The 12,100-nt window shown below is 74.0% G+C and carries 14 protein-coding genes and 1 pseudogene; 4 read left to right on the top strand and 11 right to left on the bottom strand.

The annotated features are described in order from the left end of the window. Positions 1-32: 32 nt before the first annotated feature. The 5 genes from OVA14_RS04220 to OVA14_RS04240 form a co-directional block, all read right to left on the bottom strand. Complete coding sequence (locus tag OVA14_RS04220) at positions 33-482, bottom strand: Fur family transcriptional regulator (protein WP_267505032.1); 450 nt, start codon at positions 480-482, stop codon at positions 33-35. Positions 483-555: 73 nt separating this feature from the next. Beyond that, positions 556-1,167, bottom strand: coding sequence for a hypothetical protein (locus OVA14_RS04225; protein ID WP_267505033.1), 612 nt, complete (start codon positions 1,165-1,167; stop codon positions 556-558). An 11-nt stretch (positions 1,168-1,178) separates the two neighbouring features. Beyond that, a complete protein-coding gene (locus OVA14_RS04230) occupies positions 1,179-1,445 on the bottom strand; it encodes a hypothetical protein (RefSeq protein WP_267505034.1) in 267 nt (88 codons plus the stop codon). Beyond that, a complete protein-coding gene (locus OVA14_RS04235) occupies positions 1,442-2,020 on the bottom strand; it encodes a hypothetical protein (RefSeq protein WP_267505035.1) in 579 nt (192 codons plus the stop codon). The genes OVA14_RS04230 and OVA14_RS04235 overlap by 4 nt, the downstream gene beginning before the upstream one ends. A gap of 8 nt (positions 2,021-2,028) precedes the next feature. Beyond that, positions 2,029-3,120 carry an aldo/keto reductase gene (locus OVA14_RS04240; protein ID WP_267505036.1) on the bottom strand — a complete coding sequence of 364 codons (1,092 nt, stop codon included), beginning with the start codon at positions 3,118-3,120 and terminating at the stop codon, positions 2,029-2,031. Positions 3,121-3,249: 129 nt separating this feature from the next. Between OVA14_RS04240 and OVA14_RS04245 the strand changes: the two genes are divergently transcribed. The 3 genes from OVA14_RS04245 (at position 3,250) to OVA14_RS04255 (ending at position 5,558) form a co-directional block, all read left to right on the top strand. Beyond that, positions 3,250-4,473 carry an amidohydrolase gene (locus OVA14_RS04245; protein ID WP_267505037.1) on the top strand — a complete coding sequence of 408 codons (1,224 nt, stop codon included), beginning with the start codon at positions 3,250-3,252 and terminating at the stop codon, positions 4,471-4,473. A 40-nt stretch (positions 4,474-4,513) separates the two neighbouring features. Beyond that, positions 4,514-5,179 carry an NAD(P)H-dependent oxidoreductase gene (locus OVA14_RS04250; protein ID WP_324288043.1) on the top strand — a complete coding sequence of 222 codons (666 nt, stop codon included), beginning with the start codon at positions 4,514-4,516 and terminating at the stop codon, positions 5,177-5,179. A 106-nt stretch (positions 5,180-5,285) separates the two neighbouring features. Further along, positions 5,286-5,558 carry a YciI family protein gene (locus tag OVA14_RS04255; RefSeq protein WP_267505039.1) on the top strand — a complete coding sequence of 91 codons (273 nt, stop codon included), beginning with the start codon at positions 5,286-5,288 and terminating at the stop codon, positions 5,556-5,558. A gap of 58 nt (positions 5,559-5,616) precedes the next feature. Here OVA14_RS04255 and OVA14_RS04260 read toward each other — a convergent pair whose 3' ends face one another. The 3 genes from OVA14_RS04260 to OVA14_RS04270 form a co-directional block, all read right to left on the bottom strand. After that, a complete protein-coding gene (locus tag OVA14_RS04260; protein ID WP_267505040.1) occupies positions 5,617-6,522 on the bottom strand; it encodes an Fpg/Nei family DNA glycosylase in 906 nt (301 codons plus the stop codon). An 88-nt stretch (positions 6,523-6,610) separates the two neighbouring features. Then, complete coding sequence (locus tag OVA14_RS04265; RefSeq protein WP_267505041.1) at positions 6,611-7,591, bottom strand: NYN domain-containing protein; 981 nt, start codon at positions 7,589-7,591, stop codon at positions 6,611-6,613. 18 nt (positions 7,592-7,609) lie between these two features. Further along, the gene (locus OVA14_RS04270) at positions 7,610-8,893 is read right to left on the bottom strand and encodes an MFS transporter (protein ID WP_267505042.1); all 1,284 of its coding nucleotides are present in this window, start codon (positions 8,891-8,893) and stop codon (positions 7,610-7,612) included. A 132-nt stretch (positions 8,894-9,025) separates the two neighbouring features. Between OVA14_RS04270 and OVA14_RS04275 the strand changes: the two genes are divergently transcribed. Further along, positions 9,026-9,307, top strand: coding sequence for a Fe-S cluster assembly protein HesB (locus OVA14_RS04275; RefSeq protein WP_267505043.1), 282 nt, complete (start codon positions 9,026-9,028; stop codon positions 9,305-9,307). A 287-nt stretch (positions 9,308-9,594) separates the two neighbouring features. Here OVA14_RS04275 and dnaB read toward each other — a convergent pair. The 3 genes and pseudogenes from dnaB to rpsR all read right to left on the bottom strand — a co-directional run. Next, positions 9,595-10,944 (bottom strand): annotated as a pseudogene (gene dnaB / locus OVA14_RS04280) (replicative DNA helicase); the annotation flags it as partial. Between the two features lie 412 nt (positions 10,945-11,356). Beyond that, entirely contained in the window at positions 11,357-11,809 is a 453-nt protein-coding gene (gene rplI, locus OVA14_RS04285) for a 50S ribosomal protein L9 (protein ID WP_267505044.1), read from the bottom strand. A 12-nt stretch (positions 11,810-11,821) separates the two neighbouring features. Further along, positions 11,822-12,076 carry a 30S ribosomal protein S18 gene (gene rpsR, locus OVA14_RS04290; protein ID WP_188714990.1) on the bottom strand — a complete coding sequence of 85 codons (255 nt, stop codon included), beginning with the start codon at positions 12,074-12,076 and terminating at the stop codon, positions 11,822-11,824. Positions 12,077-12,100 lie beyond the last annotated feature (24 nt).

The following is a 12,100-nucleotide window of genomic DNA, read 5'->3' on the forward strand; positions in this document are numbered from 1 at the left end:
CGCACGGGCGCGGGGCGGAGGCGGCGCCGCGGCTAGGGGGTCGCCTCCCGGGCGGCGGCGAGGCAGTCGCGGCAGATGCCCACGAACGTGACCTCGGCGACGGCGACGACGAAGCCCTCGGGGGCGTCGGCGTGCAGGCAGGGCGCCTCGCCCACGACGCAGTCGACGTCGTCGACGCGGCCGCAGGACGAGCAGACGGCGTGGTGGTGGTTGTCGCCGACGCGGCGCTCGTAGCGCGCCGACTGCCGCGCGGGCGTGAACCGGCGCACGAGACCCGCCTCGACGAGGTCGCCGAGCACGTTGTGGATCGACTGCACCGAGGTGCCGGGCAGGCGGTCGCGCACCAGCGAGAGCACCGCCTCGGCGTCGACGTGCGGCGCGTGCTCGAGCGCGTCGAGCACCGCGATGCGACCGGCCGTCACCTTGAGCCCGGTGGCGCGCAGCGCCTCCTGGGCGTCGGTGGCGGGAGCTGTCGTCGTCATCGGCACGACCGTAGCATGTTTTGACTGACTCAAAACTGGAGTCCCCTGTGCGTGTCGGGGATCCGACCAGGACCTACCGCTGCTCGTCGGGGAACGCCGTGATGACGTTCCCCGTGCCGAGGCCGACGCCCACGGTCACCATCCAGGCGCGCTCGACGCGGCCGCCGTCGACGAGCTCCACGAGCACGTCGTAGTTCACGATGTCGGAGCGGTACGCCTCGACGCGCGTGGGCCGCTCGAGGGCGCGGTCGATCGCGAACCGCGCCACGTCCTCCCAGCCCGCGCCGACCTCGTCGGCGAGCTCGCCGAAGTCGCCCGTGTGGCCGTCTGCGATGTGCCGCCAACCCGCGCCGTCGGCGTTGCCGCACGTGAGCACGCCCTCGCCCGCCGCGACGTCGAGCGCCGGCCAGGCGGCGCGGTCGAAGGTCTCGAGCACCTCGCGCCCCGCGCGGCCGTCGCAGGCCTCGACGCCCTCGACGTCGTCGGCGACGGGGTCGAGGGCCACGCCCTCCGCCCGCAGGTGGACCCCGTCGACCGGCTCGGTCGGCCCGCTCGCGCCCGGCTCGGTGCGGTCCGGCCCTGCGCTGCCGGGCCCCGAGCCGTCCGGCCCCGTGCCGACCGCGCCGCAGCCCGCGAGCGCGACGACCGCGAGCGCCGCCGCACCGACGAGCCCGGTCGCGCGCACGGCGTCGGGCCTCAGGAGTCCGAGGCCTCGGTGCGGTCGAGGCCCGCCGAGTCGCGGCCCCTCGGCTGCACCGCGAGCATGAGCGTGGCCGTCACGAGCAGCGTGACGATGAACGCGATCACGCCGAAGATGAGGCCGAGGCCCAGGTCGCGCACCGACAGCAGCACCACGAGCAGCGTGAAGCCGCCCGCGACGCCCGCGAAGGCGAGGTACTCGAAGGGCTTCAGCCGCTGCCGCCGCGTGGGCTGCACGGGCCCCTCGCGCCACTGGTCGCTCATGCGTCGCTCCGCTCGGTCGTGCGCGCCGGCCGCGCGGAGAGCGCGGCGAGCGCGAGGTAGACCCCCACGACGACCGCGTAGGCCCCGAGGAGTCCGGTGAGGGTGACGGCGTCGCGCACGAGGGCGAAGACGACGCCGAGGATGATCGTGGCGGCGCCCACGGCGCGCCAGTCGCGCGCGAGTCGCAGCGTGCGGGGCTCGGCCGCGCGGCGAAGCCGCCACCAGCCGGCCAGCTCGAGCGCGCCGGCGCCGATGCCCCACGCGGCCACGAGCAGGCCGAACGAGGTCTCGGTGGGCGAGAGCAGCGCGAGCACCACCGCGACGAGCGCCGCGAGCGCCGACCATCCGGCGGCCTGCGCCGGCCAGCCGCGCGCCTCGGCGGGCACGAGCCCGCGGCCGAGCCACAGCGCCGCGGCGCCGAGGCCCGTGAGCAGGGCGAGCGCCACGAGGCCCACGAAGGGCGAGTGCAGCTGCACGAAGGGCAGCGGGAGGCCGACGAGCAGCGCGGGCACGGCGCGCATGGCAGGGAGGTGCCAGGTCTGGAGTCCCTGCGAGGCGTCGGGCGTGGCGGTCACGGCTCTCCTCACGATCCCCTCGATCCTACCGGCGACGGCGGGATCGCGGGGGCGGCAGGGAGCCGGGCGGCGCCCCTCAGCGGCCGTACGCGGGCATCGGCCCGGGCAGCTCGTCGCCCACGGCGTCGATCGCCCGCGCGACGTCCTCGGGCAGCGGCCCCGCCGCGAGCGCCGCGAGGTTCTGCCGCAGCCTGCGCGGCCTTCGACCCGCCCACGAGCACGCCGTCGACGACGGGGCGCGAGAGCGTCCAGCGCAGCGCCGCCTCGGCGACCGGGAGCCCGGCCTCCTCGGCGATGGCGGCGATGCGCTCGACGGCGGCGAACATCCGCTCGTCCCAGTAGCGGTCGCGGTACATCGCGGCGTTGCCGAAGGAGCCGAAGCGGCCCTCCGCTGCGGCGTCGCCGAAGCGGTAGCGCCCCGTGAGGAGGCCGCCCGCGAGCGGGTTGTAGACGACGGTCGCGATCGCGGCCTCGGCGGCGAGCTCGGCGTACTCCTCGTCGAGCCTGCGCACGATGGCCGAGTACATCTGCTGCGCGATGACGGGGCGCGGCGCGCCTGCGGCGGCGGCCGATTCGATCGCCTGCGCGATCTGCCACGCGGTGAAGTTCGAGAGGCCGATGCGCGCCACCTTGCCCTCGCGGTGCAGCGCGGCGAGCTCGCCCATCGTCTCGACGATCGGCGTCGAGCGGTCGGGCTTGTGGAGGTACAGGAGGTCGAGCTGCTCGGTGCCGAGCCGCTCGAGCGAGCGCTCGACGCTGCGGCGCACGATCTCGGGCCGCAGCTGCGACTCGCTGCCGAGCTCGGGGTCGGGCTGACCGACCTTCGTGGCGACGACGAGCTGCTCGCGGCGCGCGGCGGGGAGCTGCGCCAGCAAGCGGCCGACGAGCGGCTCGCCGCGGCCGTCGGCGTACTGGTTGGCAGTGTCGAGCCACGTGACGCCGGCGTCGAGGGCGAGGTGCAGGAGCTCGCGCGAGGTCGCCTCGTCGGCGCCGTCCGCGAAGGTCATCGTGCCGAGCACGACGGGCGGCATCGCCAGCTTCTCGGGCGCGGCGAGGGGCGCGAAGGTGCCGGGGGCTGCGGTGCCGGGCTGCGGGGTCATCGGGCTCCTGACGTCGGTGTCGAGCGGCGCGCCTCGCGGAGCGCCGAGGCCAGGCTAGCCCCGGAGCTTCCGGATATCTGATCGGTTGCCGAGCACGCGACCGCGGTTCCGGATCGATAGCCTCGGCCCATGACGCTCGAACAGCACCGACCCTTCATCGAGGACCTCTACCGCGAGCTGCACGCGCATCCCGAGCTCTCGCACCGCGAGCACCGCACGGCCGCGCGCATGGCCGAGCTGCTGCGCGAGGCCGGCTTCGAGGTGCACGAGCACGTGGGCGGCACGGGCGTCGTCGGCATCCTGCGCCGCGGCGAGGGCCCCACGGTGCTCGTGCGCGCCGACATGGACGGCCTGCCCGTCGTCGAGGCCGAGCAGGTGCCCTACCGCTCCACCCGCACCGACGAGTGGGAGGGGCAGACCGTCGGCGTCATGCACGCGTGCGGCCACGACACGCACATGGCGTCGCTGCAGGGCGCGCTGCGTGTGCTCGTCGACCAGGACGACTGGGCGGGCACGCTCGTCGCGGTCCTGCAGCCGGCGGAGGAGATGATCGACGGCGCGAAGGGCATGCAGGAGGACCTGCGCCGCATCCTGCCGGGCGGCATCGACGTCGCGCTCGGCCAGCACGTCATGCCCGGAGCCGCGGGCACCGTCTCGCTCGCCGCCGGCCCCGTGATGGCCTCGAGCGACCACCTCGTCGTCACGGTGCACGGCCGCGGCGGCCACGGCTCGCAGCCGGAGGCCACGGTCGACCCGATCGTGCTCGGCGCAGCGATCGTCATGCGACTGCAGACCGTCGTCGCGCGCACGGTCGCGCCCTTCGAGCAGGCGGTCGTGACCGTGGGCACCTTCCACGCGGGCACGAAGCAGAACATCATCCCCGAGAGCGCCCGGCTCGAGATCAACATCCGCACCTTCGACGAGGGCGTGCGGGCGCGCGTCATCGCGGCGATCGAGCGGATCGTGCAGGGCGAGTGCGAGGCCTCGGGGGCGCCGCGCCCCGCGACGATCGAGCGCGGCTCGGTCGCGCCCCTCACCGACAACGACCCTGCGGCGACGGCGCGGGTCGCGGCAGCCTTCGACGAGGCCTTCGGCGAGCACCACCTGCCGCTGCGGCCGCTGCTCGGCTCCGAGGACTTCTCCGACCTCCCGGCCACGTGGGGCGCGCCCTACGTGTACTGGATGTACGGCGGCTTCGACCCGCAGCTCGTGGCGGACGCGACCGCGGCGGGCACGCTCGCGGCCTCGGTGCCCTCGAACCACTCCCCCACCTTCATCCCGGTCATGCAGCCGACGCTCGACACCGCGACGACCGCGATGGTCGCGGCCGCGCGCGCCTTCCTCGCGCGCTGAGCGCGGCGGCGGCCGACACGCGACGGAGGCCCGGGCGGGAATGCCCGGGCCTCCCGCGTGTTGTCTGACACCGGCGCCGCACGGGCGCGCGCCCGAACCCGCGATCCATCGAGCTCGAGGAGCACCATGTCCGCACGTCCCCAGATCGGCATCATCGTCGGCAGCACCCGCCCCGTCCGCGTCGGCCGCCCGGTCGCCGACGAGGCTCGCGGCCCGCATCGAGGCCGCCGGCGGCGAGCCCGTGCTGCTCGACCTCGCCGAGATCCAGCTGCCGCTGCTCGACGAGGCGCTGCCGCCGGCCTCCGGCGTGCGCACGCAGCCGCACTCGATCGCCTGGGCCGAGCGGATCACCGCCCTCGACGCCGTCGTCTTCGTCACGCCCGACTACAACGCCGGCTACCCGGCCGCGCTGAAGAACGCGATCGACTACCTGAAGGCCGAGTGGGTCGGCCTCCCCGCCGTCGTCGTCTCCTACGGCTGGGCCGGCGGCGCCGCCGCGAACGCGCAGCTGAGCGCCGTGCTGCGCTACATCGGCCTCGACCTGCAGGGCGATGGCGTGCGCATGGCGTTCGAGCAGGGCGACTTCGACGAGTCGATGCGCCTCGTCGACGCGGCCGCCTTCGTCGCGCGGTCGGAGGACGACCTGCGCACTGCGGTCGCGGACCTCGTCGCGGCCGGCGAGGCCGCGGAGCGCGCCGCCGCCTGAGCCGACGGCAGCCACGACGGGGCGGATGCGCGGCCACGGCCGGCATCCGCCCCGTCGTCGTCCGCGCGTGCCGGAGCGGGCGCCGCGCCGCGCCTAGGCTGGCCCCATGATCGCCGTCATCCTCAGCTTCTCCGACGACCCCGCCCGCCTCGAGCTGCGCCCGCGCCACCGCGAGCTGCTCGGAGGCCTGCACGAGCGGGGCGTGCTCGTGGCCGCGGGGCCCTTCGAGGACCAGACGGGCGCGCTGCTGGTGTTCGACACCGACGACGAGGCCGAGGTCGACGCCGCGCTCGCCGAGGACCCGTACTACGCGGCGCCCGGCGTCACGATCGTGTCGCGGAAGCGCTGGGGCATCGTCACGGGTGGCGTGCGGGGCTGACGCCCGGTGCGCGGGCCGGCTGCCGCCGCGTCCGCGGAGCCCTCGGCGCGCACCGCGCTCAGCGGCGCACGCCCAGCCGCGACAGCACCCGGTCGGCGAGCGGCTTCCCGCCCGTCTGGCACGTGGGGCAGTACTGGAACGTCGAGTCGGCGTAGATGACCTGCCGCACTGCGTCGCCGCACACCGGGCAGGGCTCGCCCGTCCTGCCGTGCACGCGCATGCCCTGGCGCTTCTCGGCCTTCAGCGACGCCGCGCCCACACCTCGGGCACGCTCGACCGCGTCCGAGAGGATGGTCCGCATCGCCTCGTAGAGCCGATGCACGTCCTCCGCGGGCATCGACGCCGGGTGGAAGGGCGACATGCGCGCCGCGTGCAGGATCTCGTCCGAGTAGGCGTTGCCGATGCCGGCGATGCGGCGCTGGTCGCGCAGCACGCCCTTGATCTGCGCGCGCCCCGCGTGCTCGAGCATGCGCGCGAAGCGCTCCTCGGTGCAGTCCTCGGCGAGCGGCTCGGGCCCGAGCGTCGCGATCGTCATCACCTGGTCGGGGTGCGCCACGACGTGGATCGCGAGCCGCTTCTGCGTGGCCTGCTCGGTGATGTCGACGCCGTCGCCGCCGAGGCCCTCGCTCCCCTCCTCGCGCTCGAGCACGAGCCGGGCCGCGAGGGGACCCCGCCCTCTGCCCTTGCGGGGCGCGGGCGCGGCCTCGCGCCAGCGGATCCACCCGCTGCGGGCCAGGTGGACGACGAGGTGGAGGTCGCGGCCGTCGGCGGTGCGCACGCCCAGCAGCAGGTGCTTGCCCCGGCGACCCGTGCTGGTGATGCGCGCGCCCTCGAGGGCGTCGATCGGCGGGTCGTAGGTCTTGAGGGCCGCGACCTCGGCGATCTGGACGCGACGGATCGTGCGGCCCACCAGGCGCTCGCGCAGGTCGGCCGCGAGCGCCTCGACCTCCGGCAGCTCCGGCATGCCGCCATCCTGCACCCGGCCGCTGACAGCGCGCCGACGCCGCTCGAGCGAGCCGGTGCCGCACTGCGCGCGGGCCGGCGCTGGTGCGTCAGCCCCGCAGCCGCAGCAGGCGCGCCTGGCCGTCCTCGCGCAGCTCGACGAGCCCGCCGCGCGCGCCCACGAAGTCCGAGAACGATCGGTGGCCCAGCGACTTCTCGTTGAAGACCGGGTCCATGCGCTTCATCTGCTCCTTGACGACGTTCGCGTGCAGCCACTCGTCGTCGGTCTTCTGGGTGAGGATGCGCAGCGCGCGCTCCAGCAGCCCCGTCGCGGCGTCGCCGCGCTGCTCGGGCGTCATGGCGACCTCGTCGTCGGCCGCGGCCGCGACCGAGGCGCTCGTCGCGCGCCGGCTGCGGCGCTTCGCCGTCGCGGGGGCCTGCGCCTCCGCCTCGGCCTGCGTCGTCGCGGCCTCCTCCTCGGTCGGCTCCGGCGCGTCGGGCTCCTCGACCTCGACGACCACCGGCTCGATGCCGGGCAGCGCGTCGTAGTCGGCGAACTCGTCGCACGCGGCGGCGAGCGACTTCGAGGTGCTGCCCGCCACGCCGATGCCCACGACGAAGCGGCCGAGGCGCTTCGCCCGCTGGGCGAGCGCGATGTAGTCGGAGTCGCCGGCGACGATCACGACGTGCGTGATGTCGTCGAGGCGGAAGAGGTCCTCGACGACGTCGACGGCGAGGCGGATGTCGGCGCCGTTCTTGAGCGCGCGCGTCGTCGGGAACAGCTGCACGAGGTCGACGGCGCGCGCGAGCAGCTGATCGCGGTAGGCGGCGTGCGCGGGCACCGACCAGTCGGCGTACGCGCGGCTCAGCACGATCGAGCCGTAGGAGGAGGCGTAGTCGATGATCGCGCCGAGGTCGACGGTCGCCTGCGCCGAGCGCGTGCGCGCCTTCGACTCGCGGCCGTCGGCGGGCAGCTGCCGCACGCGGTCGCTGTGGAACGAGCCGCGGCCGTGCAGCTGGTCGTAGCGCGAGATGAGGATGTTGTCGAAGTCGATGTAGACCGCGACGCGCGGCTCGATGTCTGCGGGCATGGTCCCATCCTCCCAGGCTCAGGCGGGGTCGGCCGCCCCGGGGCCCGACGCGGCGTCGCCGCCGTCCCCATGCGCCTCGTCGTCGGCGCGGAACGCGGCGGCGATGGCATCGCGGTGCCGCGCGAGCACGATCCAGGTGCCGAGGCCCGCGAGCATGCCGATCGCGCCGCCGATCACGTAGACGGCGGGCACCCCGAGCCAGCCCGCGAGCAGCCCGCCGGCGGCGGTGCCGATGGGGATGCCGCCCCACAGCACCGTGCGGTACGCGCCCTGCACGCGGCCGAACAGCGCATCCGGGATGAGCACCTGCCGCACCGACATGATCTGCACGTTGAAGGCGCTCACGAACATCGTGCCGAGCGGCCAGGCCACGAGCACCACGAGCGGCTGCGGCCACAGGCCCACGGCCGCGAGCGAGGCGCCGAAGGCGGTGCCCGAGACGCCCATCGCCGCGGTGCGCCCGAGCAGCCGCGTGAGGGCGGGCGAGACGAGCGCGCCGAGCACGCCGCCCGCGCCCGCGAGCGCGAGCAGCACGCCGAACCCCGCCTCGTCGAGCTCCAGCACCTCGAGCGCGAGCAGCACGGCGATGCCGTTGCCGAGCGAGGAGGCGAGCGCGCCGAGCCCCGTGACGACGACGAGCGAGCGGAGGATGCGGTGCCGCAGGAGCCAGGCGAGGCCCTCGCGGATGTCGGCGGCGAGGGTCGTGGGCGCCGCCCGCTCCGGCCGGAAGCGGCCGCGCACCGTGACGATGAGCACGGCGGCCGCGAGGTAGAGCACCACCGCGACGCCGAGCGGCGCGACGGCCGCCGCGGCGAACAGCAGCGCGCCGAGCGGCGCGCCGAGGAAGAGGTTGGTGATGCTCTCGGCCGTCGCGAGCAGCGAGTTGCCGCGCTCGAGCTGGTCGCGGCGCACGACGCGCGGCAGCATCGCCCTGGCCGCGTTGTCGTAGACCGTCTCGGCGACGCCGAGCACGAAGGCGGCGACGTACAGGAGCCAGATCGAGGCGAGGCCCGCGGCCAGGGTCGCGGCGAGGGCGAGCAGCACGAGCGCGCGGAGCAGGTTGGCGAGCTGCATGGCGCGGCGGCGATCGATGCGGTCGACGAGCGCGCCCGCGGGGATCGCGAAGAGCAGCCACGGCAGGAAGGCGAGCGACGCGACGAGCGAGATGAGGAGCGGGTCGCGCGTGAGGCTCGCGGCGACGAGCGGCAGCGCCGCCGTGAGCACGCCGTCCGAGAGGTTCGAGCCCGTCGACGAGGAGAACAGCCGCCAGAACGGCGCGCCGAGCCTCATCCGCTCCCCCACGGATCGATCCTGCACCGTCGCAGCGCTCGCCCGCCGCAGCCGCGGCGCGACACGCCCGGGCACCCCCTCCGGCCTTGCGTTCGCCACCGCATCCCGGCATCGTGGCCTGTTCGCAACGGGAAGGAGCACCACATGCTCACGCTCACCGAGAACGCCCAGTCCGTCATCACCGGCATCGTCGAGCACGCCGCCGCGCCCGCCACGGGGGGCCTGCGCATCGCGCAGGGCACCGAGGGCCAGGGCCTCGATGTGTCGGTCGCGAACGCCCCGGAGGCCGGCGACCAGGTCGTCGAGCAGGCCGGCGCGAAGGTCTTCCTCGACGCCCCTGCCGCCGCCGCGCTCGACGACAAGGTGCTCGACGCCTCGTCGCAGCCGGACGGCCGCGTCGACTTCGCGGTGCAGCACGCGGCCTAGCCGCGCACCGCGACGAGGGGCCCCGACCGCGCAGGTCGGGGCCCCTCGTCGTGCGCGTCGGCGGCCCGTCGATCGCGCGCCGACAGGCGATCCTCCGCGAGCGGTACGGGTCTGTCCGAAAGGTACCGGTAGACCGGTACCTCTCGGACGAAGTCGTACCTTTCGCGTCAGCCCTCGACGGGCGGCGGCGGACCGGCGGGCGCGCCGTAGGGGGCGCCGCCGAAGGGCGTGCCGCCGGGCGCCATCGCCGGCATGCCGGGCGCGCCTCCCTCGCCCGCACCCATCCCGGGCGCGATGTCGACGAAGCGGGCCAGGTGGCCGTGGAAGGCGACCGGGATCGTCTTCGTCGGGCCGCCGCGGTGCTTCGCGACGATGATGTCGGCCTCGCCGGGGCGGATGTCGCGGTCGTACGCGTCCTCGCGGTGCAGGAGCATGACGATGTCGGCATCCTGCTCGATCGAGCCCGACTCGCGCAGGTCGCTGATGGCGGGCTTCTTGTCGCCGCGCTGCTCCGGGCCACGGTTCAGCTGCGACAGCGCGATGACCGGCACCTGCAGCTCCTTGGCGAGCAGCTTCAGCGAGCGCGAGAACTCCGAGACCTCCTGCTGGCGCGACTCGACCTTCTTGCCGCTCGTCATGAGCTGGAGGTAGTCGACGACGACCATCTTCAGGCCGTTCTGCTGCTTGAGGCGCCGGCACTTCGCGCGGATCTCGACGAGCGTCATGTTGGGGCTGTCGTCGATGTAGAGCGGCGCGTCGTTGATGCGGCCGCGCACCTGCGCGAGCGTCGTCCAGTCGCGGCCCTCGATGTTGCCCTTGCGCAGCTTCTGCAGCAGGATGCTCGACTCGGCCGAGAGCAGCTTCATCGCGATCTCGGTGCGGCCCATCTCGAGCGAGAAGAAGACCGAGGGCAGGTCGTTCTTGATCGAGCAGGAGCGCACGAGGTCCATCGCGAGCGTCGACTTGCCGAGGCCGGGGCGGGCGGCGATGACGACGAGCTGCCCGGGGTGGAGGCCGTTCGTGAGCTCGTCGAGCTCGCGGAAGCCCGTGGGCACGCCCGTCATGGCGCCGTCGAGGCCCTTGGCGGCCTCGATCTCCTCGATGGCCGACTCGATCGCGAACGAGAGCGGCACGTAGTCCTCGGCGGCCTCGTCGCCCATGACGGCGTAGACCTCGGCCTGCGCGTGGTTGACGAGGTCGGTGACCTCGCCCTCGGAGGCGTAGCCCATCTGCACGATGCGGGTGCCGGCCTCGACGAGGCGGCGCAGCACCGCCTTCTCGGCGACGATCGAGGCGTAGAAGCCGGCGTTCGCGGCCGTCGGCACCATCGAGGTGAGCGAGTGCAGGTACTCGACGCCGCCGGCGCGCGAGAGCATGCCGGTCTTCGTCAGCTCGTCGGAGACGGCGATGACGTCGGTGGGCTCGCCCTTGGAGTAGAGGGCGAGGATCGCCTCGTAGACGATCTCGTGCTTGGGCTGGTAGAAGTCGTTGCCGCGCACCTGCTCGAGGCAGTCGGCGACGGCGTCCTTCGAGAGCAGCATGCCGCCGATGGCGGACTGCTCGGCGAGCATGTCGTGCGGGGGCGTGCGCTCGGTGTAGCGGCTCTCGTCCAGCCCGATCTCGGCCAGGTCCGTCATCCGCTCCCCTCCCTCTCGTCGACCGCGACTGCGATCATCGCGCGGGCGACCCACATGCCTGCATGCGCGGGAGCCCCGCACAGGCTAGGAGCGAGCTGCCGCGCGCGTCGAATCCCACATGTGGACAGCGCTGTGGATGGATGTGGACAACGCCGTGCGGAACCCGGGTCCTGACGCCCTCGACCTGTGCACAGTCCTGTGGAATCGAACGGCCTCGAATCGAGAAAGCCTGCTCTGACCGGTCGATTCTCTCTCCACAGAGCTGTGGGGGAAAGACGCCTCAAGTCAACATTGAAGGTTCGGCTCCGCGGCCCGCCCGGGCGGTGCCACCCGACGATCCGGATCGATGCTCCGCACACGACGGAGGGCCCGCATCCAGCTGGATGCGGGCCCTCCGTGCGACGTCAGGACGTCACTTCGCGGCGACCACCTTGAGGGTGATCGTGGCGATGAGGTCGTCGCGCAGGCGCGCCGTGGCGCTGTGCTCGCCCGTGGCGCGGATCGGCGTCAGGATCTCGATGACGCGCTTGTCGATCGAGCCGTGGCCGGCGGCCTCGACGGCCTCCGCGATGTCCTTGGTCTGCACCGAGCCGAAGAGGCGGCCCTCGGCGCCGGCCTTGGCGTGCACCGTCACGGTGTTCGCCTCGAGGCGCAGCTTGAGGTCCTGGGCCTCCTCGATCGTGGCGTGCTCGCGCGCGGCGCGGGCGGCCTTGATCTGCTCGACCTGCTTCTCGCCGCCGCGCGACCACGCGACTGCGAGGCCCTGCGGGACGAGGTAGTTGCGCGCGAAGCCGTTCTTGACCTCGACGACGTCACCGGCGGAACCGAGGCCCGAGACCTCGTTCGTGAGAATGAGCTTTGCCATGGTTCAGCCCCCTCAGCGTCCGGCGCCCGAGTAGGGCAGGAGCGCCATCTCGCGCGCGTTCTTGATCGCCTTGGCGATCAGGCGCTGCTCCTGCACCGACACGCCGGTGATGCGACGGGCGCGGATCTTGCCGCGCTCCGAGATGAACTTCTTGAGCGTCGCGACGTCCTTCCAGTCGATGACGCCGACCTTGATCGCCTTGGCCGGAGCGGCGTTCTTGCCGCCCTTCGGGCCCCGCGGCTTGCGGTTCTGCGGCTTGCCAGCCATGTGCTTGCCTTTCCTGTTCGGGGC

The sequence above is a fragment of the Agrococcus sp. SL85 genome (assembly GCF_026625845.1).
Classification (GTDB): Bacteria; Actinomycetota; Actinomycetes; order Actinomycetales; family Microbacteriaceae; genus Agrococcus.

Bases quoted from the DNA above. Each gene is read 5' to 3' on its own strand.
- OVA14_RS04220 (WP_267505032.1), bottom strand. From the start codon at position 482: ATGACGACGACAGCTCCCGCCACCGACGCCCAGGAGGCGCTGCGCGCC.
- OVA14_RS04230 (WP_267505034.1), bottom strand. From the start codon at position 1,445: ATGAGCGACCAGTGGCGCGAGGGGCCCGTGCAGCCCACGCGGCGGCAG.
- OVA14_RS04240 (WP_267505036.1), bottom strand. From the start codon at position 3,120: ATGACCCCGCAGCCCGGCACCGCAGCCCCCGGCACCTTCGCGCCCCTC.
- OVA14_RS04245 (WP_267505037.1), top strand. From the start codon at position 3,250: ATGACGCTCGAACAGCACCGACCCTTCATCGAGGACCTCTACCGCGAG.
- OVA14_RS04250 (WP_324288043.1), top strand. From the start codon at position 4,514: ATGCCCGGGCCTCCCGCGTGTTGTCTGACACCGGCGCCGCACGGGCGC.
- OVA14_RS04255 (WP_267505039.1), top strand. From the start codon at position 5,286: ATGATCGCCGTCATCCTCAGCTTCTCCGACGACCCCGCCCGCCTCGAG.
- OVA14_RS04260 (WP_267505040.1), bottom strand. From the start codon at position 6,522: ATGCCGGAGCTGCCGGAGGTCGAGGCGCTCGCGGCCGACCTGCGCGAG.
- OVA14_RS04265 (WP_267505041.1), bottom strand. From the start codon at position 7,591: ATGCCCGCAGACATCGAGCCGCGCGTCGCGGTCTACATCGACTTCGAC.
- OVA14_RS04275 (WP_267505043.1), top strand. From the start codon at position 9,026: ATGCTCACGCTCACCGAGAACGCCCAGTCCGTCATCACCGGCATCGTC.
- rplI (WP_267505044.1), bottom strand. From the start codon at position 11,809: ATGGCAAAGCTCATTCTCACGAACGAGGTCTCGGGCCTCGGTTCCGCC.
- rpsR (WP_188714990.1), bottom strand. From the start codon at position 12,076: ATGGCTGGCAAGCCGCAGAACCGCAAGCCGCGGGGCCCGAAGGGCGGC.